The sequence below is a fragment of the Brucella tritici genome (genome assembly GCF_008932295.1).
Classification (GTDB): Bacteria; Pseudomonadota; Alphaproteobacteria; order Rhizobiales; family Rhizobiaceae; genus Brucella; species Brucella tritici.
This window is the reverse complement of record NZ_WBWA01000035.1, coordinates 1-19,821: the sequence shown is the minus strand read 5'-3', so window position 1 is coordinate 19,821 and position 19,821 is coordinate 1. Positions and strand designations below refer to the sequence as shown.

Genomic DNA, 19,821 nt, shown 5'->3' with positions numbered 1-19,821 from the left:
GAGGCAGACCGATGTCAGACTATATTCTCTCCGACGAAACACGCGCCAAATTGAAGAAGGTTTCAACCGCATCTGTTGCCACCGCTCTCTATAAGCGCGGACTGCGCAACCAGTTCATTCAGGGCTCGTTTCAGGTCGCTCGTAAACCGGAAAACATGGTCGGTCAGGCTTTTACGCTGCGCTATATTCCAGCGCGCGAAGACCGCAATCCGATCACTGTCTTCCGTAATCCCGATCACAAACAGCGTGTGGCCATCGAAACCTGTCCTCCGGGCTATGTGCTGGTTATGGATGCGCGCAAGGATGCGCGTGCTGCGACCGCAGGTTCCATTCTGGTGACGCGCCTTGCTTTGCGGGGCGCTGCAGGGATTGTCTCGGATGGCGGTTTTCGTGATGTGACGGGCATTGGTGAACTTGACATGCCCGCTTACTGCGCCAAAGCATCGGCCCCGACAAACCTCACCCTGCATGAAGCCATCGACATCAATGTTCCGATTTCCTGCGGAGACGCAGCGGTGTTTCCGGGTGATGTGCTGGTGGGCGATACCGACGGTGTCATGGTCGTCCCGGCGCATCTGTGCGATGAAATTGCCGATGAATGCATCGGAATGGAAGTCTTTGAAGACTTCGTTCTTGAAGAAGTGAAAAACGGTGCCGGAATTATTGGACTTTATCCCTGCACGAAGGATGAAAACCAGCGCAAATTCGACAGTTGGCGCAAGAGCAGGCCAGAATGACAGAGCGTTGCGCGACACACGAGTATGTTTTCTCCTCAAGATCATTGGTACCACCAAGCCGGACTAGGTTGCCGGTGACGGGGTACCGACTTTAAACACGTGAAATGCCGGTTAAACAACTTTTGCGACAAAGCCGTGTCGATTGACATTCTGACCAACGGCTTTGACCGTAAGCCAGTGATCGCTCCAGATCTTCGTTCTTACCACTTGACGGGGAAACCACTTAATCTGATAGCTGACAAGAATAAGTTTCTGTTATCAATTTTTTCCGGATCAGAATGATGTGCTGACGTCATGGCCTCGTAGATAGCAGCGCAATCCTTAGCGAGTTATGAAACTTTCTTCAGTAATTCGAAGAAGTCAAGGTGTTATGTTATTAGTTTCTTGGGTATATATACTTCCATTATCGTAATTTTATTGAATATATCTGAGTATAACTGATTGAAGGCGCCAATCCAACGAATTGGATTGACGCTTTTCGCGGCTATCAGAGGTGATCGCGCGGAATGGTCTGGTTCCATTCGCGGGTTGTCACCGCTTCACCATTTTCCTTTGCCGTCAGCACGCCGGAAATATAGAATTTCTCGGCGTCCGAATGCATTTTCGTAGTGCTTTCGATATCGATCATCCAGCCTTCGCGGCCCATCTGATAGGCCTGTGTCAGCACATAAGATGCCGATAGCGGATCATTGTCATTGATGCGCAGTTCACGCTTGAGGCTATGGCTCAATTGCGTGCCGAGATCGTCAAAGCGCAAAATGCCTTCGCCGAACAGACCACCAATGCCTTCCGTCACATAGAGCGTTTCGCCGGTAACGTGATCCTGTTCGGTCCAGCGGCGCACGCTGCCCGGATCAAGCTGGGTCATCGGTGTTGCAGGACCATGCGCGGGCTTCTGGAAGGAAACCTTTGCATCGTCGGCAGAAGGCTGGCGCACAGGCAGGTCGAGAACCGAGGTGGCGGTGTCGAGCGTCAGGGTCACGCGGTTTGGCGATGGCCAGACCATCGGCCAGTAGCCAGTCGCAACCGAAAGACGGATGCGGTGGCCCTTCTTGAAGCTGTAGCCGCTATCGTTGAGCTTGATCGCGATCTCATAGGTCTTGCCGGGCACCAGCATTTCCGGCTTATCGTGGCCGTTGATGTGGTTGAGGTTGAAGACCTGATAGCTGATGCGGGTGATACGGCCATCGGGCAGAACATCGCTCAGACGCAGCGAAACCTGTGCAACCGGCTGATCGACGGTGAATGTCAGGCGAGCAATGGGAGCGCCCAGAATTTCGAGGTCTTCGGCGAGAACAGCGGTGTCGAAGTTGAGCGAACCGCCATCGTCAAGACGCTGATCGGTCGGGTGTTCGCCGGGGCAACCTGTCGCCATCCATTCGCCACCGGCCTTGCCATGGCTGCTTGGCGAGGAGATGGACAATATGCCCTTGGCAGCATCGGCCTTGCCCAGCGTGAAGTCAGCGCCAAGCGCGAAAGGCTTCGGCGTGATTTCGGTCGACGGCCAGTTCTGTTCGCCAACCCAGCGACCGTTGGTAAAGTCACGCGAGCCGGTTGGCTCGATGGTATCGCAGACATAGGCGCGCAGCTTCGGCTCGTCCATGATGCCGGTCTCTTTGCCCTTGAGCCACTGGTCCCACCAACGCACAGCTTCCTGCAGGAAGCCGATTGCCGGGCCCGGCAGACCGTCCTGCGGATAGACATGGCCCCATGGGCCGATAATACCACGCGCAGGAACCTGAAGGTTTTCAAGCAGGCGCGGAACGGCATTGGTGTAGCTGTCGGCCCATGCGCCAATGGCGAGAACCGGGCACTGGATTGCAGACCAGTCTTCGCAGACCGAGCCATGCTTCCAATATTCGTCGTAATGCTGGTGTTCGAGCCAGAGCGCCGGAAAGAATGGCAGGCGCTCCAGACGTTCAATCCATGCATCGCGCCAGCCAGCGCCCACAATCGCCGGATCGAGCGGACGCGACTGATAGGCGAGCATGATCGTGCCCCACCACAGATTATCATTGAGCAGCAGGCCGCCCATGTAGTGGATGTCGTCGCGGAAACGGTCGTCGGTCGAATAGGCGGTGATGATCGCCTTCAATGCGGGCGGACGGCAGGCTGCAACCTGGAGACCGTTGAAGCCGCCCCAGCTCTTGCCCATCATGCCGACATTGCCGCTGCACCATGGCTGCTCAGCAATCCAGGCGATGACTTCCAGCGCATCGTCCTGCTCCTGCTGGATATATTCATCGGCCATATGGCCATCGGATTCGCCCGTGCCGCGCATGTCAACGCGGATCGCGGCATAGCCGTTCTGCGCGAAATAGCCGTGCATTGGTTCATCGCGGCCACGTGTGCCGTCGCGCTTGCGGTACGGAATATATTCGAGCACGGCAGGAACGGGATTTTCCTCGGCGCCTTCAGGCAGCCACAGGCGCGCACCAAGACGGGTGCCATCCTTGAGAGTGATCCACAGATGCTCGGTGATATTGACGGTCATGATCGGTTCCAATTTCAATAAAGAGGAGCCGGTGCGGCATTAGCGCCGCATCGGTAGTTTAACTGGCGGCACGTACTTTCAGGATATCGTCCAGCCAGTCACGGCGCAGCTCCGGAACGGATGTGATGAGCTGCTCCGTATAGGGCTCGTAAGGCGGTTCGAAGATTGCCTTCGTGGTGCCGGTTTCGACCACCTTGCCCTTCTGCATCACCATGGTGCGGTCGGCGAGCCGACGGACGACGCCAAGGTCGTGGGTGATGAAGAGATATGACACGTGCAATTCGTCCTGCAACTTGCGCAGAAGTCTGAGAATTTCCTCCGCGACAAGCGGGTCGAGTGCCGAGGTAACTTCATCGCAGATGATGAGATCAGGCTTGGCAGCCAGCGCACGGGCGATACACACACGCTGTTTCTGTCCGCCCGAAAGCGCGCCCGGCAGGCGGCTTGCGAAATCGGCAGGCAGGCCGATGAGTTCAAGCAGGCGCTTGACCTCAATCTCGCGCTGGTCCTCATTCATGCCGAAATAGAACTTCATCGGACGACCGATGATTTCACCAACGGTCTGGCGTGGATTCAACGCCACGTCAGGCAGCTGGTAAACGAGCTGAATGCGGCGCAGTTCTTCACGGCTACGCTTTTTGTAGTTCGCTTCCAGCCGCTGCCCGGCAAGCGTGATGATGCCGCTTGAGTGCGGCGGCAGGCCTGCAATGATGCGCGCAAGCGTCGACTTGCCGGAACCGGACTCGCCCACAACTGCAAGCGTTTCACCGCGACGGATATAGCAACCCACATCGGTCAAAACGAGTTTCTTGCCGTAATAGGCGGTTGCGCTCTTCACTTCGAGCAGGATTTCGCCGGTCTTGTGCTCGGCCTGTTCGCCCGAAATGCTGGCTTCACGCTCAGACACCAGACGCTGGGTATATTCCTGCTTTGGTGCTTCGAGAATTTGCTCGGCAGAGCCAAGCTCGACCATCTTGCCATGACGCAGAACCATGATGCGGTCGGCAATTTGCGCCACGACTGCAAGGTCATGCGTGATGTAAAGTGCTGCCGTGTTGTAACGCTGGATCAGGCTGCGCAGCAGTGCCAGCACTTCGATCTGGGTTGTTACGTCAAGCGCAGTTGTAGGCTCGTCCAGCACCAGAATATCCGGGCGGCAGGACATGGCCATAGCAACCATGGCACGTTGCAACTGCCCACCGGAAACCTGATGCGGATAACGATCACCAAAGGTGTCGGCATCAGGAAGCTGCAATGTATGCAGTAGTTCCAGCATCCATGCTTTGGCTTCGGCTTTGGTCATGAGGCCGTGATAAAGCGAGCCTTCCATGATCTGATCGCCGATGCGATGTGCCGGATTAAACGACGCTGCCGCACTTTGCGCCACATAGGCGATACGTGCGCCGCGCGCCTTTTCTCGCGTTTCGCGGGTGCCGTCCATCAACGAAATATCGTCAACGACAATGGTGCCTTCAGCGATTCTACAACCGCCGCGACCATAGCCCATGGCTGCAAGTCCAATGGTGGACTTGCCAGCACCAGACTCACCGATAAGACCAAGCACTTCACCACGCTTAAGCGTCACATTGACATGATCGACAAGCGTTGCGTCATTGGGGGCTTTGACGACGAGATCGGAGATTGAAAGAACGATATCCTTGCTCATCGATCAGCTCCCTGCGTGGTCGTGCGTCCGGCCAAAAGCCAGTCAACGACGAGGTTGACGCCAACGGTGAGGATGGCGATTGCAACCGCCGGGAACAGCGGTGCGTAGAGGCCGTAGAGAATAGCCTGCTGGTTGTCCTTCACCATGCCGCCCCAATCCGCAAATGGCGGCTGGATGCCAAGGCCAAGGAACGACAGGCCGGCAACGAAGAGGAAGGTGAAGCAGAAACGCAGGCCGAATTCCGCAATCAGCGGCGGCAGCGTATTTGGCAGGATTTCACGCCAGATCAGCCAGCCAAGACCTTCGCCGCGGAGACGGGCGGTTTCGGCATATTCCAGCACATTGACGCCCTGCGCCACGATACGCGCCAAGCGGAACACACGGGTGGAATCGAGCAATGCGATGGTGATGATCAGAACCGGCAGTGACGAGCCGAGCGCCTGTAGAATGACGAGCGCCGAAATGAGCACGGGAATGCACATGACGGTATCGACAATGCGTGAGAGAACCGTATCGACCCAACCGCCGAAAATGGCAGCAAGGAAGCCGAGCGGCACACCGACGCTGAACGACAGGAGCGATGCAGCCAGCGAGACGCCGATTGACATCTGCGCACCAAAAAGCAGGCGCGAGAGCATATCGCGGCCATTCTGATCGAGACCGAACCAGAACTGGGCCGATGGCGGATCAAATGGTGCGCCGACAATATCTTCCTGACCATAAGGCGCGATCATTGGGCCAAACAGGAACATCAGGAGGCAGAGGGTGATGATGGCGAGACCGACCCATGCCGTCAGGGGAATAGATTTCTTCATTGTCTTCACCGTGGGTGCCTCAGGCGCGGATTGAGCGCGATGGCAGCGACATCGGCGATGATATTGAGGATGACATAGGCCGCACCGAAGACGAGGGCCGCAGCCTGCACGAGCGGAAGGTCACGCTTGGAGACGGCGTCAACCATGAAGCGGCCAAGGCCGTTATAATTGAAGACAGCTTCGACCAGCACCACGCCGGTGATGAGGTAAGCGATGTTGAACGCCACCACATTGACAATCGGCGCTGCCGCATTGGGCAAGGCGTGCTTGGTCACAACGCGCTTGGTGCGCAGACCCTTCAGATAGGCGGTTTCAACATAAGCCTGATCCATAACAGACAAAACGGCGGTGCGGGTCATGCGCATCATCTGCGCAACGGTCACCAGAACCAGCGTCAGTGCGGGCAGGGCAGTGGCCTGAATCCATTCAAGGAACGTCATGCCTTCATAGGTATCGGCAAGGCTTGGCAGCAGGTTGAAGCGGATCGACAGGAACAGGATCAGCAAAAGGCCGAGGAAATATTCTGGCAGCGAAACGAAGGCGAGCGCCACGATATTCACAACGCGGTCGAAGATGCCGCCGCGCTTAACCGCGGTAATGAGGCCAAAGAGAATGGCGATCGGGACGCTGATGACTGCCGCAAAGGCTGCAAGCGCCATCGTATTCCAGAAACGCGGCCACAGGAGATCGGCGACCGGTTGCTGATTGGCAAGCGAGGTGCCGAGATCGCCGGTCACGAAACCTGCCAGCCACGCGAAATAGCGTGCGAGGACCGGTTGATTGAGACCGAGGCTTTCGCGCAGCGTCGCAAGCGCTTCCGGCGTGGCATTCTGACCGAGAATGGCGGACGCCACGTCACCCGGCAAGATCTGCGTGCCGGCGAAAATCAACGCCGACACGAGGAACAGCGTGAGGAGCCCGAGCCCCACACGCTTGATGATTAGAACGAACATTTATGCTTCCAGCCAGACTTTTTCGGCAAGGCGCGCACCCATCAGATTGAACATCGGATGCGTGGTCACGCCCTTGAGCTTCTTGGAGGTGGCGTCGAGATAGTCGCCGAACATCGGAATAAGCGCACCGCCATCATTGCTGATCATGGCCTGCAATTCGGCGTAGATTTCCTTGCGCTTGGCCTGATCGAGCATCGCACGGGCTTCAAGCAGCTTGGCGTCGAAATCGGCGCTCTTCCAATGCGTATCGTTTTGCGATGCGTTGGACGCGTAGGCGACCGACAGGGCCTGATCGGCAGTCGGGCGACCACCACGATAAGACATGCAGAACGGCGCCTTCATCCAGACATTATCCCAATATCCGTCAGCCGGTTCACGCTTGATATCGATCTCGATGCCCGACTTGGCGGCGGCGGTGCGGAAGATCGCTGCGGCATCGACAGCGCCCGTGAAGGCGGCATCGGAAGCAGACAGCTGGATTTTCAGCGAATCCATGCCTGCCTGCTTGAGATAGAACTTGGCCTTTTCCGGATCATAGGCGCGCTGCGGCAGTGCGGCGTCGAAGAACGGATCGGTGCTCGGGATAGGGTTGTCGTTTCCGAGACGTCCATAGCCGCGCAAGGCGGTCTTCAGCATCTGTTCGCGGTCGATGGCGTGCTTGACGGCGAGACGGACATTGTTGTCGGTAAACGGGGCTTGCGTGCAATCCATCAGGAAAGAGAAGTGCTGGCCGCCGGACGACTGAACGATGTTGAGGTTCGGATTGCGCTTCAACAGATCGACGGTCTTGAAATCGAGCTGGTTGATGGCATGTACCTGACCGGACATCATGGCGTTGGTGCGGGCAGACACATCGTTGATGACGATGACTTCAACTGCATCAACCCATGCCGTGTTCGGCTTCCAGTAGCTCTCATTGCGCGTGAAACGCGAACGCACGCCCGGCTGGAAACGCTCGAAGACGAAAGGTCCGGTGCCCACCGGCTTGTTGAAATCGGTCCAGTCCTTCGGAACGACGAGGAAGTGATAATCGGACAGGATGTAAGGTAGATCGGCATTGCCGCTCTTCAGTGTGATCTTGACCGTGCCAGCATCGACCTTGGCGACATCGGTGAATTCCGATGCCAGTGAACGTGCGCCGGATGTGGTTTCGCCGCGATGCAGGTTGATCGAATAGATGACGTCGTCGGCGTCAAGCGTCTTGTCATTATGGAAGGTCACACCCTGACGAACCTTGAAGGTCCATTCCTTGGCGTCGGCTGACGGTTCCCAGCTTTCGAACAGTTCAGGCACAGCCTTGTTGTCGGCGTCGATTTCGACAAGGCCGTTCATCAGCATGTAGGCCTGATTGACCGGAACCCAATCTTTCAGAAGGCGCGGGTCGAAATTATCGGTCGTGCTGCCGCCGCCGATGCCGAGCTTGAGCACTCCGCCTTTCTTTGGCGCGCTATCGCCCGCCGCAGCAGCGGGCGAGGTGATCAGGCCGCTCATGCCGGTGATGCCCACCAGACCGAGGCCGGCTGCGCCCGCCATGAAAGAACGACGCGTCAATTGAAACTGGCTTTTTTGCTCAGGCATTCTGTACCCCTGTGTTTAAGTCATAGCTTATCGGCTTTTGCGGGTGGGGTAGCTTACTGTAGCCCTTATTTTCAAGGGTTGATGTCGGATTTCTGGGTATGACTTTTAAGCATACCCCCATGCGAAATGTGTGTCTTGGCATTTGTGCGAACAGGAATAAAGGAGCGTCCAACAGTACCGGCAGGGGCGCCTTTCCGTAGGGGAAGCCGTCTCTGCTTTTTCAGATTTGGATGATCCTGGAGATCGAAAATGGGTTTGCCGGATGTTATCGGCTTGGTGGGCGCGTTCTTTTACCTTCTTGGCTATGCGCTGATTCAATTGCGTATTTTTACCGTCGACGATCCGGTCATTCCGCTGCTGAATGTGCTGGGCGGCGTCGCCCTGATCTATTCGCTCGCCTGGAATTTCAACCTCGGCTCCTTTATTTCGCAGGTTGCCTGGCTGGTCATCACCGTTTTCGGATATATCCGCTTCCGCATGGTGTCGCGCCGCCGCGCCGCACTCCCGCAGGAATGATGCGTTTCGCCGGTCCCATCATCTTTACGTGATAGGATCGGTTCCATTGCTTGCAATCAGCCAGTCGGCCACTTCCCGCACGATTTTGCGCTGGTGACGGTCGGCAGGTCGCATCAGATAGAAATAGGCGTCCGACCGCATCATATGGCTGTGTACAGGCACCAAAGTCCCGCTCGCAAGCTGTTCCTTGATCAGCCATGTCCAGCCGAGCGTGATGCCGATGCCTTGCGTTGCCGCGGCGACGCAAAGGCCGTAATCGCCAAGCCGCCATTCCAGCGCGCCGGGCGGCGGCGACAGTCGGGCGTCGTGCCACCATTCCGGCCATCCCTGCCACTCGCGCATCGTATCTTCGATAGCGAGCAGCACTGGCGCTTCCTGCTCCATGATGTTGGGCACACCCGGTGCCGATACCGGCACGACTTCCTCTCGACCGAGGACCGTCAGATTGACGCCGATGGGGCGTTCTTTGCGATAAAACAATGCAAGGTCGAACTCATCGAGCCGCAAATGGGCGACGTCATCCGTCACGCGCAACCGGATTTCGATGCCTGAAATCTCTGCTTTCAACTTGCCTATGCGCGAGAGAAACCACTGGTCGGCAATGCCGCGCGAACAGGCGATGGTGATCTGCCGGGGGCCGATCCACGCCCGAAGGCCATCTGTGACAGCGCTGAGATCGCCAAGCAATCGGCTGACTTCCGAGGCATAACTTTCGCCGATAGCGGTCAGCTGTACGCCGACAGGCAGACGATTGAAGAGCTTTGAACCAATGAAAGCTTCCAGCTTGCCGATCTGTCGGCTCACGGCGCTCTGGGTAAGGCCCAGTTCCAGACCTGCACGGGAGAAGCTGCCAAGTCTGGCCGCGCTGTCGAAAACCACCAGCGCATTGAGCGGCGGCATGGATTGACGACCAACTGCCAAAGTGAATTTCTCCCATTTTTCAAAAGGTATGCATCGTTTTAAGGTTTACGTCTCCTGCATAGAGTATTTGTTCGTCAAATTCTTCAGGTGATTTTGAAAAGATTATTTACAACCCGCACATCAGTTAGATTGGCTAGGCCGTGTTGACAAAGTGGAATCCCAAATCAGCTAAAGCGTGATTCAAGACTGCTTTTTATGAGGCAGTTATGGCGCGCGGCGATCTAAGCGAGCAGGAATGGATTCTCATTGAGAGCTTGTTGCCTGCTGAGCGGGGACGAAAGTCCCGGCCTTCTTTGGATAACCGCCGGTACCTCAACGGTATGCTTCATGTTCTGCGGGTTGGCTGCCCGTGGCGCGACATGCATGGACGCTACGGCAAATGGAATTCGGTTTATGTCCGGTTTCGACGCTGGGCAGAACAAGGCGTATGGGATGCGCTTTTGGAAACCCTTGTCGAACTGGGCTTAACTGACGACTGGCAACATGTGATCGACAGCACGACTGTTCGTGGTCATTCTCAGGCAGCTGGCGCAAAAGGGGGACTTATAGGGAGGCTTTTGGTCGATCACGCGGCGGCTTTACGACAAAAGTCCACGCCCGTACAGACGGTCAGGGACGCCCTGTTAGCTTCATCCTCACAGGCGGAGAGAAGCTTCGGATTACAATGCAGTTGAAGACTTGATGTCCATTCCTGTGAAAAAGCCCAGACTGTTGCTCGCCGATAAAGGCTATGATGGCGATAACATTCGGGACGCTCTTTTGTGCAGTGGCATAAAGCCCGTTATTCCGCCCAAAGCGAACCGAAAAACCCTCCAGCTTGCGACTTCCAAGCCTACAAGGATCGCAACCGCATCGAGCGGATGTTCAATAGATTAAAGCAATTCCGTCGCATTGCCACTCGATACGACAAAACCAGAAAATCTTTCGAGGCATTCCTAGCCATCGCTGCCGTCAAAATATGGCTGCCGCACTTTGTCAACATGACCTAACAGCATAATTGCGTCCTGCGGTAAGCCACGTTCCATCCCAATCGAATTTTTGCAACAGAACCACTTCCCTCCTTGGCGAAAAAACCGTCGCCTTCTTCAGGATATCCCGCTCCTGGCGCAATATCTCATTCTCCCGACGGAGCCGTTTGAGCTCAGCAGCCATATCTTCATTTGCGTCAATCAGTTCAAGAGCATCAATGGTTGCATCCCGATTACGCGAAATCCACCGTGTCAGTGTCGACAGGCCGATGCCAACATCCTCAGCAAGCTCCTTGCGGGTCCGACCGCTCGTCTCGGCAAGACGAACGGCCTCCCGTTCAAATTCCTTCGTAAAGGGCACTCGCTTCGTCATAAAGGTTTCCTTTCAACTCATCAAAACCTCTCCACTTTTCCGAGGCAAGTCCACTTCCCGTTTCAGGAGGATATGCAGACGGCGATAGCCGAAGCGACGGCGTTCACTTGCCAGTTCGCGCAACCTGGACCGCACGACATCATCTTCACCACGGGTCGAACGATAGCGATAGATGCGAGGATCGATCCCCCGCCAGATCGCAGGCCCGGCGTTGTGAATAGCCTCTTTCTTCCATAGCCCAGCTCACGGCGTTTCTCCTTGATCCGGGCTTCAGAAGTTTTTTCCAAGCATCTCCTTCAGAGCCGATACGTCCAACATCGCGTCAGCCAGAAGAGGCTTCAATTTGGCATTCTCGTCTTCAAGAGACTTCAGGCGCTTGGCATCGGACACCTCCATGCCGCCATACTTCGAGCGCCACGTGTAAAACGTCGCATCACTGACGCCGTGCTTTCGGCACAGCTCAACGGCCGACATCCAAGCCTGATGCTCCTTCAATATTCCGATGATCTGTTCTTCGCTGAAGCGGGATCGTTTCATGTTCTGTCTCCTTCTCCGGAGAACAGATTAACCAAATTGCGAGGACATTTCAGGGGAGCAGGTCAAACCTTAACTTCCGTCCCTGAGAAAAAATAATTTAAATATAGAAGTAAATTAAGTGCTATTTCACGTCGTTGACGGAAGAAATATTTTCCTATTTACTAATATTAACATAGCTATCACTACAATTATTACTATCGTTCTAGGAGGGTGCAAACGTGGTGAAACTTCCAGAAGACGATCCGCTTACTTCTGTGAATATCGGCGACTACCCACAATCCTCCGAGGATACGCCCACTGATAAATCCGGCTCAAGTAACGCCTCGATTGCCTCCCATGTCATGGCTAACGGGGACGCTGCCGACGGAGATGACCTGATCCAAGGTGGACCCGACGCTGATTGGCTATGGGGTGGCGGTGGTGATGATATACTCCTTGGTGGCGATGGGGATGATGTCCTGTACAGTTATGATGGGGACGATTATCTCGACGGCGGCAACGGAAACGACCGGCTTGCCAGCTTTGGAAGCAATGACATCATCCGTGGCGGCGATGGGGACGATTGGATTGATGCCTCCCGAGACTGTTTCGTAGATGGTGGCGCTGGCTACGACGTACTTGCGATCGAGTTTGGCAATTCGGAGACCCCGATCATTTTTGATGCGGCGAGTGGGACGACCACGACTGGACTCACCTTCATCAATATTGAAGGCATCTCCGCTCATGTGGCCGGCAATCAGGACAACCTGCTTCTTGGTTCCGATGCAAACGAGGCATTCTTTTCGTCATCCTCTGGCAATGATGTGCTTGAGGGTGGGAGCGGAAACGATACGCTCGTTGATCAGGGTAATTTGGAGGGTAGTGGAGACGATCACCTCTTCGGCGGTGAGGGAAATGACAGGCTTCAGAACGATGGCGGGGGCGGTTCGGATGAACTTACTGGCGGCCCCGGTGCAGATACCTTCTCCTGGTTCCTGATTCCACCATCTGGCGAAGGCGTTGACCATATTCTCGACTTTGACGGTGCAAGCGGCGACAGAATCGAGTTTTCCGAAACAGCGCAAGGGGTTACAGGAATAGACGACTTTGACACCTTCCTTGCGGCGTCACGCGACGTGGGAGACGGTGTTTACATCTCCTTCAATGGTACAGACGATTTCGGAATCCTCGTTGAGAATGTGTCGCTCGCGGAGCTGTCGTCCAGTGACATTGTCTTTGATGTTGGCGGTGCGTAATGAAACAGTAAGCGCCGTTGCCGACCTATCCCCTATGGGGTTCTGTTGTAAAAAATCGGGTTGGTTAGAACGGGCTGGTTTCCACTCCACACGTCAATAATATGGCAACCTGCACTCATTCAGTGAACACCACCATGACGCCGGGTTTGACGATTTTCGCGAGTTCTTCTGCATCCCAATTTGTAAGACGCACGCAGCCGTGGCTCGATGTTTTGCCGATGCGCGAGGGATCAGGGGTGCCATGAATACCATAAGTGGGTTTGGAAAGTGCAATCCAAACCGTTCCGACAGGACCGTTTGGTCCAGGCGGAATGGTCAAAACGCCTTCATTGGCTCCTTGTTTAAAGTTTATCCTGGGATTGTATGTATAATTTGGATTGATCGCTATTCGTTTGACCTGGACCGTGCCTGAAGGTGAAGGGGTGTCCGAAGAGCCGATAGTGGACGGGTAGGCTACTTTCAGCTTTCCAGCTGTATCATAGCCACGAACCTGTTTGCGGCGTTTGTCTGCCACGATATGGGCAATTGGCGTGCGTTTGGCTTTGGCCAGATTGGGGACTTTGATGATCGAACCCGGCTGATTGAAATTAACGCCAGGATTGATCTCTTTGAGAAAACTCTCATCGATTTGAAATCGCTCGCCAAGCATCTCCGTGACCGAGGTATAAGCCATTGCTGGCAATTGTGCTTTTAAGGCATAGTCGGTCGGTATTTCCGCTACAAATTGCTTGCCGACATCCTCATTGGTGATGAGGTAATCCCTGAAAGCTGGTCCACCGGTGTTTTCAAGCTCAGCCTGAATTGCAGCCGGATCAGCCGGATTGATAAATCTGCCAGTGATTTCCCCAAAAGCTGCAGAAGCCTTGTCGACGTTACTGCCTGAGCGTCCATCAATTGCACCAGGCGAAGCGCCTGCCCTATCCAGCATGATCTGATACGAGGCAATCTGTTCCTTGGCTCCGACGCCACTTGGCATTTCAATAGCAGGCGCCAGATCGTCGGCGGATGGGGTATAGTTCGATGAGACTTCCCTTTCTGTTTGTTGCGCACGATTGATGCTGCTGGTGGTCATCTGGTCCAATTCGGCATTGATCGGTGCAGCTGATCCCACTGACGCGGACGGTCGAATTTCTTTTATCTGCAAAAGCAGTCCGTTGATTGGACGCAGATTGGCGGAGAAGGGCGAGGAATAGCGTTGGTTCTGTTCAAAGGATCGTTGCGCTATCTCATGTTCAAGAAAGAGCGTCGCTGCTTTGCCCGAACCGACAAGCAGGCCGGAAAATACAACAATACTCAAGGTGAATTTGGATAAAGAAACGAGGTGCGACATACCGGAAGCCTGATTGAACTCGATAAGTATTCGCCGAATTATGGTTAAATAATCGTTGCGGTCATTTTACGAGTCAAGAAACAGGATTGAACCCAAACCGAGAGCTTTCGCTTGGTGTTGCTACGTGCATCTGGAACTTCGGCTGCTACCCCATCTTATTAGCATGTCAGCTATGCGAAACTGACGCTTCTGTCCCAGACAGCGCGGACCTATATGCTGTTTGTAACAAAGAGAGAATTTTGAGGAGAGAGAAATGAACCTGATCCGCTCGTATAGCAACTGGCGCCGTTACCGTAACACCGTCAACGAACTGAGCCGCCTGAATGCACGTGAACTGAACGATCTGGGCATCATGGCTTCGGAAATTCCATCAATTGCCCGTCAGGCTGTTCTCCGCTAATGATTTCTGATTATCGCTAAGGCAGTTCCTCCCAATTCCTAGGCGATCTGAGACCAGACGTTTTCCTCCCAGGATCTGGTCTTCCCTTAGACACCCGTCGCTCCTTCTGCGGCGGGTGTTTTAATTTGGGGAGTAAGACACATGCCAAAGACCCAGTTTTTCTGATTAAATGCCGTAAGAGGGACCAACCAAAAGAATGAGTAATAATTACATGTTCTCATCCGTTTTGGCGTATAGGTTGACGTGAGCTCGATCAGTGGTAGCTTGTGACTGCACAAATGCATTCACGGTGTTTGTAAACCATATGCAACGGCAAAAGCGGACAGATCAGCATGTATTTCAGTTACATTGGCGCCAATTGACCGCAGTTCGATGCGATCGTCCGTGTAGGCGCAAACATCAATGATCGCCTTACCGGTGGTGAAGGCGTCAAAGGAAGCCGCAATAAGCTGACCTCCGCTGTCATTCAAGGCGTGCATTGCCTTGTAGAGTGCCTCGGCCTGAGCGGGATCCAAAATCATGATGTGACTCCATCTTGGTATTGGCAGTCAGCATAATCCTGCCCGTGACGCTTGGTGGTCGTCATGCACTAATCCAGACCAGAAGTTGTGGGAACGGTAATCCTCACTCTTGGCCTTATTAGAGAGCCTTTGGAAGGAGAGAACAAAGGCTTCGAATTTTCATCATCGAAAGGCGAACAGATGACTTACACGTGGGAAGTCATCTGTTTTGTCAGCGCCCTGATGCAGATGCTGCGGAGCAGTTTGCCTCAGGTTCGCCCCAGACGTCTGCGCAATTCTTCGTTCTCAGCACGCAGTTTTGCAGCAAGTTCTTGGCGTAGCTTGAGGTTCTCTGCTTCCAGTGCAACCAAGGTGGAAAGATCATCGCTGGACGACCCTGCCGACGGCGCGGGCGCTTTCTTTGTAGCAGCGTTCTTCCAGTTGTAGTAGGTCTGCTCACTCACTTCAGTCTGCTGCAATGCAGCCTTGAGAGTGGTCTTGCCGCCTTTTGTTGCTTTTTCGATAGAAGCGAGGATGGAGGCGCGCTGGGCCGGCGTGTACTTGTTGCGCTTGTGCTCTATCGGTGGTGTTGCAGCGGGTTCTGCTTTTGAAGCAGCTTTGGCCGCTTTCACTGGTTTGGATGCGGCCCTGGTAGTTTTAGCGGCAGGTGCTGTAGCCGCCTTTGCGGGCCTAGGCTCAGCTTTTTTGCGTGGTGCACGGGTTTTCTTCGTGGCACCCACAGGCTCGGCGCTTCTCACCTCAACTGGTGTCTCGTTTACTGCTGCAATGGTTTCGTCTGCCATGTTATGCTTCTCCAGATCGATGTTTGGAAATTCATTTAGGCGTCAAAAATACAGGTCAATGGTTGATGTAACAATAAGGCCGTGTACATCATGTGTTCAAGATGAGATGAACTTGCTTTCAGGACATATCGATCAGGTCGGAGATTCTGTTGAGTGTTGAAAATCCGACGCGTAATATGTAGCTACTGGTAAAAGCCCTTTGACGCGCGTAGAGCGTGCCTTCAAATTTCCTCGGGAAAGCTACTCACGGATGAAAAATCCAAACCGTAATATTGTCGTTGAATATAAGAACAAGCGTACTCGCAAGGGCTCGTCGTCTTTGTGGGGAAATCTGGATTTGAAGTCGATCGCCGAACAAGTCGAGGCGGATGCGCCCCAATCTCCAATGGAGGTTCGGGTCCAGCCTGATCTATCCAAGCCGATTGAACGCAGAACTGAGAATGCCACTACAAAAGTTGTGGCGCATGCTGAGCCAGTCACCGAGCAAGTTGAAGAGGCTCTGAGCGAGCCAGAACTTTCCAACATGGACGCCTCGAAACCGGAAGAAGCATCCCTTGCAACGGAAGAGCTGCAAACGGCAAACATGGCGGAAAATTCTGTTGTCAGTGAGAAAAAGCCGTCTGTTCCACGTCGTAAGAAAAAATCAGTCCCGGTTAAACGAGAAGCGGTAAGTCGGATCGCAGCCGAGCCCGATATTCAGGCTGAATTGTCAGCTCTGGAAATCGAAAATGCCGATCTGAAACGTGAACTGGCCGCCAGATTGCGCATGGAGAACAGACAGTTGCTCAAAATGCTTCGACGATTGGAAAAGCAATAGAGAAACGGTCGCTAAGACTGCTCTGCCAGCCTCGATAACTGATCTGTTCAAGCGTTCTGGTGACATGTGTAAGGGCCCATGGTTGCCAAAACTATTGTGTTGTCAGGCTTAAGCTGACGGCATTTCTGCGTACTGTTGCGTCAGGTATAGGGAGGTCGATCACGATGAAGTCACTGGGGGAACGTCTCGTTGCGCGGTTGAAGAGTTGGCGATCGCGGAAGAGGTCGGCTTTGCCGAACGAAAAGCCAGATGCTGAACCCGCAGCCGGCGAAAGCTCTGAGCAGCCTGAACCTATATTGCCAACGCGACTATCCATCAAAGTTACGACCAAAGATCCCGATGAAAGAAATGGTAAGGCAGCAGCCCCAAAGGTTGAGCCCGTCGCTTCTTCTGAGGTGTTATCGTTCGCTGAAGAGCCGGAGGTCCTTCAAGAAGGGCCAGTTGTTGTGGAGCCCGAGCGGAAAGAGGAGGGGATAGATGAAATTCTAGCCTCGCCTCCCGTTCCCAAATCACTACAAAAGCGGCCTCGTGCGAAAAGGCCAAATCCCAAGCCTGAAGACGGACCGGTGACAGACGAAGAACTGGAAGAGCTGGAAGCGGAAAATGCGCGGCTCAAGCTCCTATTGAATGAGCGGTTAAAAGCGAAGCAGGATGGTTCTGAAAACTGACAAGCTGCAAAACTTGGATGATTTTGATTAAGAAACAGGGAGTAGTGATGGCTGTTACATTATTGCATGGAACCGGAAATCTCATCTGCGACGGCGTTGATGTTGGCGGCGTTGAATTCAGTATCGCTAGCCCTGAAGATGGTCCGGATGTGATCAGGCGTGGAAAAGTGTGGGGAAACAAAGAGGCCGTTACAGCCGCAATGAACGCCACAAAGACGGAACTCGCGGTGGCCGAATCCGATGGCTTGCTTCTCCTGGATATTCAGGATCTGGACCGCGATGGTGGGGCGCTGTTCACGGTTTTACAGCCCGCTACCGTTTGACGACGGTACGGTTGTAAACTTATGTCGATCAACGAAAGTCAAAAATGATCGAAATCAGCACAGGATCGTCGTTTTGATGATTGGTTTGGCGAACTGTTTTCTGTACGATACGTCGTTATGGTGTGCATGTGCTGTGTTGCGACGTTCATGGTCATCTGGTGTAGAGGCAAGCCGGATGCGCTTCTACACCATTCGGACCAGGGTAGCCAAGGCAGATTCAATCGGTCGTCGCAACAGGTCTGTTTTACTGCATTGCCAGAAATTGGTCGAGAACTTCAGCAGGTGTTTTCCAGCCGAGCGTTTTGCGCGGTCTGGTGTTGAGCGAGTGGGCTACGGCATCCAGTTCCTGGGCCGTGTGACGGCTCAAATCTGTTCCTTTGGGAAAATACTGCCGCAGCAAACCGTTCGTATTTTCGTTTGAGCCGCGTTGCCATGGGCTTTGCGGATCGCAAAAATAGATATTCAACCCCGCATCAACACGCAGTTTAGCGTGTTGTGCCATTTCTGCTCCCTGATCCCAAATCAGTGATTGACGTAGTTGCTCCGGAAGCTTTGCCATGGAACGAACAATGGCTTTGTAAACAGCTTCCGCGCCATGCCCTGCGAGTGCGGGTCTGTTCCTAACTCTTGGCTCCTGCTGATAACCCTCCATACGTGGCAGGTGGAGTAGCATTGTGAAGCGTGAACTCCGCTCAACAAGTGTGCCGATGTCCGAACTACCAAGCCCCAGAATGAGATCGCCCTTCCAATGCCCCGGAATTGCCCGGTCATTGATGTCGGCGGGCCGATCGCTGATCATGATAGCATCACCAATTAAGGACTTGTTCCGGGATCGCGATCGTTCGCGTGGAACACGCAACGCTCGTCCGCTTCGCAGGCAATTCGCGGCGCAACGCACCGCGTCCCTGAATATACAGAGCCTGATAAATCGCCTCATGACTAATCCGCATCGTATCATCCTCAGGATAGTCAATCACAAGGCGGTGCGCTATTTGCTCGGGGCTCCAGGCCATCGACCACCTGTGGCTCTGGCGGTGAACCGCTCGCTGCTTCTTCCATACCACCACAGGGCCATCGAAAGCGATGCCGTCTCCATTGGCGACCTTACCAGCCAAACGCTCCTCAACATACTGGCGGAGACGTAGGTTGCTTGCCAATTTACCTACTCGCGGTCGCCGTGCGGCCCGGTCCGCATGCCATTGCGCTGTGTTAGAGCGTAGGCTCATAAACTGATGCACCAGATGCGGACAGCGATCAGTTTGACAGCAGCGAGGAAATTGTCCGGGTTCTTGTCGTAACGCGTGGCGATGCCACGATAGTGTTTGATGCGATTAAAGAAGCGCTCGACCAGGTTTCTCTGGCGATATACCCATGGCGAGAACGCAAAGACGTCCTTACGGTTGGATTTGGGAGGAATATTGGCCCAGATTTTTCGTTCTGCTGTTGTCTTCCGGATCGCATCGGTATCATAGGCCTTGTCCGCAAGCAGGTGCCGCCTGCTTTGATGCGTTCAATGAGAGGCCCTCGGCCTGAGAGCAGTCAGCAGCCTGACCACCCGTCAGGCAAAGATTGATCGGACGGCCTTCTGCATCAACAATCGCGTGGATTTTGCTTGTGAGGCCGCCACGGGAACGTCCGATGCCACCATCGTCGGCATCCCCTTTTTTCCTGTGGCTCCGTGCTGATGAACACGAACACAGGTGCTGTCGATCATCACGATGTCGCCATCATGGGCCTCAGAGACAGCCTCAAGCAGCCGATCCCAGACACCGGCACGACGCCAGCGAACGAAACGGTTGTAGCAGGTCGTGGCAATACCATAGCGTTCGGGGATTTCTGACCATGATGACCGGTGCGGAAGCGCCACAGGATTCCGTTGAGAACCATGCGATCATCAACCCGTGGAACGCCACGAGGTTTGCTCGACAACAGCGATGCAATAATCGACCATTCTCGTTCTGTGAGTTCATAGTGGCGACGTGACATCAAAGACCTCCAAATCCGAGGCCTTTCAATAACTAATCCATTCAAATAGCTAGCCTATTTATGAGTGCGCGGCCTAGGTGTTTGGTCCCAGCATGTGATGGTGTAGAATTGTCACCGACACAGCGGAGGGAGCTATGGGCCAAATTCTCCACGGCAGCGCCAAGACCACGCACGCCATTCGAGCAGAACTACAGCGATCGA

The 19,821-nt window shown here is 54.3% G+C and carries 18 protein-coding genes and 5 pseudogenes; 10 read left to right on the top strand and 13 right to left on the bottom strand.

The features are described from left to right. Nucleotides 1–11 precede the first annotated feature (11 nt). Complete coding sequence (locus tag F9K91_RS23185; protein ID WP_151678845.1) at nucleotides 12–737, top strand: ribonuclease activity regulator RraA; 726 nt, start codon at nucleotides 12–14, stop codon at nucleotides 735–737. A gap of 487 nt (nucleotides 738–1,224) precedes the next feature. On the opposite strand, the gene F9K91_RS23180 is transcribed toward F9K91_RS23185, so the two are convergent. Genes F9K91_RS23180 through F9K91_RS23160 form a run of 5 tightly spaced genes read right to left on the bottom strand, consistent with a single transcriptional unit; the run spans nucleotide 1,225 to nucleotide 8,243 of the window. Continuing rightward, complete coding sequence (locus F9K91_RS23180; RefSeq protein ID WP_151678844.1) at nucleotides 1,225–3,231, bottom strand: CocE/NonD family hydrolase; 2,007 nt, start codon at nucleotides 3,229–3,231, stop codon at nucleotides 1,225–1,227. Between the two features lie 58 nt (nucleotides 3,232–3,289). Then, nucleotides 3,290–4,897, bottom strand: coding sequence for an ABC transporter ATP-binding protein (locus F9K91_RS23175; RefSeq protein WP_151678843.1), 1,608 nt, complete (start codon nucleotides 4,895–4,897; stop codon nucleotides 3,290–3,292). After that, the gene (locus tag F9K91_RS23170) at nucleotides 4,894–5,712 is read right to left on the bottom strand and encodes an ABC transporter permease (RefSeq protein WP_167522265.1); all 819 of its coding nucleotides are present in this window, start codon (nucleotides 5,710–5,712) and stop codon (nucleotides 4,894–4,896) included. Before F9K91_RS23170 ends, F9K91_RS23175 begins: the two co-directional genes overlap by 4 nt. A 5-nt stretch (nucleotides 5,713–5,717) precedes the next feature. Then, nucleotides 5,718–6,665 (bottom strand): ABC transporter permease, encoded by a 948-nt coding sequence (locus tag F9K91_RS23165; protein WP_078338919.1) that lies wholly within the window; start codon nucleotides 6,663–6,665, stop codon nucleotides 5,718–5,720. Then, the gene (locus F9K91_RS23160; protein WP_151678841.1) at nucleotides 6,666–8,243 is read right to left on the bottom strand and encodes an ABC transporter substrate-binding protein; all 1,578 of its coding nucleotides are present in this window, start codon (nucleotides 8,241–8,243) and stop codon (nucleotides 6,666–6,668) included. It abuts the gene before it with no gap. Nucleotides 8,244–8,492: 249 nt separating this feature from the next. Here F9K91_RS23160 and F9K91_RS23155 point away from each other — a divergent pair, with 249 nt between their 5' ends. Further along, nucleotides 8,493–8,759, top strand: a complete 267-nt coding sequence (locus F9K91_RS23155) for a CBU_0592 family membrane protein (protein WP_061348194.1) — start codon at nucleotides 8,493–8,495, stop codon at nucleotides 8,757–8,759. A gap of 24 nt (nucleotides 8,760–8,783) precedes the next feature. Here F9K91_RS23155 and F9K91_RS23150 read toward each other — a convergent pair whose 3' ends face one another. Beyond that, a complete protein-coding gene (locus tag F9K91_RS23150; protein WP_151557507.1) occupies nucleotides 8,784–9,680 on the bottom strand; it encodes a LysR family transcriptional regulator in 897 nt (298 codons plus the stop codon). A gap of 206 nt (nucleotides 9,681–9,886) precedes the next feature. On the opposite strand from F9K91_RS23150, the gene F9K91_RS26460 reads away from it, so the two are divergent. The 3 genes and pseudogenes from F9K91_RS26460 to F9K91_RS26600 all read left to right on the top strand — a co-directional run bounded on the left by F9K91_RS26460 (nucleotide 9,887) and on the right by F9K91_RS26600 (nucleotide 10,669). Next, a complete protein-coding gene (locus F9K91_RS26460; protein ID WP_235913403.1) occupies nucleotides 9,887–10,354 on the top strand; it encodes an IS5 family transposase in 468 nt (155 codons plus the stop codon). Between the two features lie 7 nt (nucleotides 10,355–10,361). Continuing rightward, nucleotides 10,362–10,439: pseudogene (locus F9K91_RS26605) on the top strand (IS5 family transposase); the annotation flags it as partial. Nucleotides 10,440–10,441: 2 nt separating this feature from the next. Then, nucleotides 10,442–10,669 (top strand): transposase, encoded by a 228-nt coding sequence (locus tag F9K91_RS26600; RefSeq protein ID WP_268891699.1) that lies wholly within the window; start codon nucleotides 10,442–10,444, stop codon nucleotides 10,667–10,669. 63 nt (nucleotides 10,670–10,732) lie between these two features. Here the strand turns inward: F9K91_RS26600 and F9K91_RS23140 are convergent. Together F9K91_RS23140 and F9K91_RS23135 are read right to left on the bottom strand one after the other, a co-directional pair. Continuing rightward, nucleotides 10,733–11,021 (bottom strand): annotated as a pseudogene (locus tag F9K91_RS23140) (transposase); the annotation flags it as partial. A gap of 54 nt (nucleotides 11,022–11,075) precedes the next feature. Then, nucleotides 11,076–11,558 (bottom strand): annotated as a pseudogene (locus F9K91_RS23135) (transposase); the annotation flags it as partial. Nucleotides 11,559–11,776: 218 nt separating this feature from the next. Between F9K91_RS23135 and F9K91_RS23130 the strand changes: the two are divergent. Next, complete coding sequence (locus F9K91_RS23130; protein ID WP_151678839.1) at nucleotides 11,777–12,793, top strand: calcium-binding protein; 1,017 nt, start codon at nucleotides 11,777–11,779, stop codon at nucleotides 12,791–12,793. 115 nt (nucleotides 12,794–12,908) lie between these two features. Here the strand turns inward: F9K91_RS23130 and F9K91_RS23125 are convergent, their stop codons facing one another. Then, complete coding sequence (locus F9K91_RS23125) at nucleotides 12,909–14,123, bottom strand: L,D-transpeptidase (protein ID WP_235913397.1); 1,215 nt, start codon at nucleotides 14,121–14,123, stop codon at nucleotides 12,909–12,911. A 253-nt stretch (nucleotides 14,124–14,376) separates the two neighbouring features. On the opposite strand from F9K91_RS23125, the gene F9K91_RS23120 reads away from it, so the two are divergent. Further along, nucleotides 14,377–14,523 carry a DUF1127 domain-containing protein gene (locus F9K91_RS23120; protein WP_151557501.1) on the top strand — a complete coding sequence of 49 codons (147 nt, stop codon included), beginning with the start codon at nucleotides 14,377–14,379 and terminating at the stop codon, nucleotides 14,521–14,523. Nucleotides 14,524–14,807: 284 nt separating this feature from the next. On the opposite strand, the gene F9K91_RS23115 is transcribed toward F9K91_RS23120, so the two are convergent. Beyond that, complete coding sequence (locus tag F9K91_RS23115) at nucleotides 14,808–15,044, bottom strand: hypothetical protein (protein WP_235913395.1); 237 nt, start codon at nucleotides 15,042–15,044, stop codon at nucleotides 14,808–14,810. Nucleotides 15,045–15,292: 248 nt separating this feature from the next. After that, complete coding sequence (locus F9K91_RS23110) at nucleotides 15,293–15,826, bottom strand: transposase (protein WP_151678838.1); 534 nt, start codon at nucleotides 15,824–15,826, stop codon at nucleotides 15,293–15,295. 250 nt (nucleotides 15,827–16,076) lie between these two features. On the opposite strand from F9K91_RS23110, the gene F9K91_RS23105 reads away from it, so the two are divergent. From F9K91_RS23105 to F9K91_RS23095, 3 genes are all read left to right on the top strand, one after another. Next, on the top strand, nucleotides 16,077–16,643 hold the full coding sequence (locus tag F9K91_RS23105; RefSeq protein ID WP_151678837.1) for a hypothetical protein: 567 nt from the start codon (nucleotides 16,077–16,079) through the stop codon (nucleotides 16,641–16,643). 230 nt (nucleotides 16,644–16,873) lie between these two features. Beyond that, the gene (locus F9K91_RS23100; protein WP_235913393.1) at nucleotides 16,874–17,311 is read left to right on the top strand and encodes a hypothetical protein; all 438 of its coding nucleotides are present in this window, start codon (nucleotides 16,874–16,876) and stop codon (nucleotides 17,309–17,311) included. A 17-nt stretch (nucleotides 17,312–17,328) separates the two neighbouring features. Further along, nucleotides 17,329–17,634, top strand: a complete 306-nt coding sequence (locus tag F9K91_RS23095; protein ID WP_151678835.1) for a hypothetical protein — start codon at nucleotides 17,329–17,331, stop codon at nucleotides 17,632–17,634. A gap of 244 nt (nucleotides 17,635–17,878) precedes the next feature. On the opposite strand, the pseudogene F9K91_RS26445 reads toward F9K91_RS23095, so the two are convergent. Next, nucleotides 17,879–18,860 (bottom strand): annotated as a pseudogene (locus F9K91_RS26445) (IS30 family transposase); the annotation flags it as partial. Continuing rightward, nucleotides 18,857–19,620: pseudogene (locus F9K91_RS23085) on the bottom strand (IS5 family transposase). The pseudogenes F9K91_RS26445 and F9K91_RS23085, both read right to left, overlap by 4 nt. Nucleotides 19,621–19,821: the final 201 nt, after the last annotated feature.

Bases quoted from the DNA above. Each gene is read 5' to 3' on its own strand.
- F9K91_RS23185 (WP_151678845.1), top strand. From the start codon at position 12: ATGTCAGACTATATTCTCTCCGACGAAACACGCGCCAAATTGAAGAAG.
- F9K91_RS23160 (WP_151678841.1), bottom strand. From the start codon at position 8,243: ATGCCTGAGCAAAAAAGCCAGTTTCAATTGACGCGTCGTTCTTTCATG.
- F9K91_RS23095 (WP_151678835.1), top strand. From the start codon at position 17,329: ATGATTTTGATTAAGAAACAGGGAGTAGTGATGGCTGTTACATTATTG.
- F9K91_RS23115 (WP_235913395.1), bottom strand. From the start codon at position 15,044: ATGATTTTGGATCCCGCTCAGGCCGAGGCACTCTACAAGGCAATGCAC.
- F9K91_RS23120 (WP_151557501.1), top strand. From the start codon at position 14,377: ATGAACCTGATCCGCTCGTATAGCAACTGGCGCCGTTACCGTAACACC.
- F9K91_RS23110 (WP_151678838.1), bottom strand. From the start codon at position 15,826: ATGGCAGACGAAACCATTGCAGCAGTAAACGAGACACCAGTTGAGGTG.
- F9K91_RS23105 (WP_151678837.1), top strand. From the start codon at position 16,077: ATGAAAAATCCAAACCGTAATATTGTCGTTGAATATAAGAACAAGCGT.
- F9K91_RS23170 (WP_167522265.1), bottom strand. From the start codon at position 5,712: ATGAAGAAATCTATTCCCCTGACGGCATGGGTCGGTCTCGCCATCATC.
- F9K91_RS23165 (WP_078338919.1), bottom strand. From the start codon at position 6,665: ATGTTCGTTCTAATCATCAAGCGTGTGGGGCTCGGGCTCCTCACGCTG.
- F9K91_RS26460 (WP_235913403.1), top strand. From the start codon at position 9,887: ATGGCGCGCGGCGATCTAAGCGAGCAGGAATGGATTCTCATTGAGAGC.
- F9K91_RS23180 (WP_151678844.1), bottom strand. From the start codon at position 3,231: ATGACCGTCAATATCACCGAGCATCTGTGGATCACTCTCAAGGATGGC.
- F9K91_RS23125 (WP_235913397.1), bottom strand. From the start codon at position 14,123: ATGTCGCACCTCGTTTCTTTATCCAAATTCACCTTGAGTATTGTTGTA.
- F9K91_RS23175 (WP_151678843.1), bottom strand. From the start codon at position 4,897: ATGAGCAAGGATATCGTTCTTTCAATCTCCGATCTCGTCGTCAAAGCC.
- F9K91_RS23155 (WP_061348194.1), top strand. From the start codon at position 8,493: ATGGGTTTGCCGGATGTTATCGGCTTGGTGGGCGCGTTCTTTTACCTT.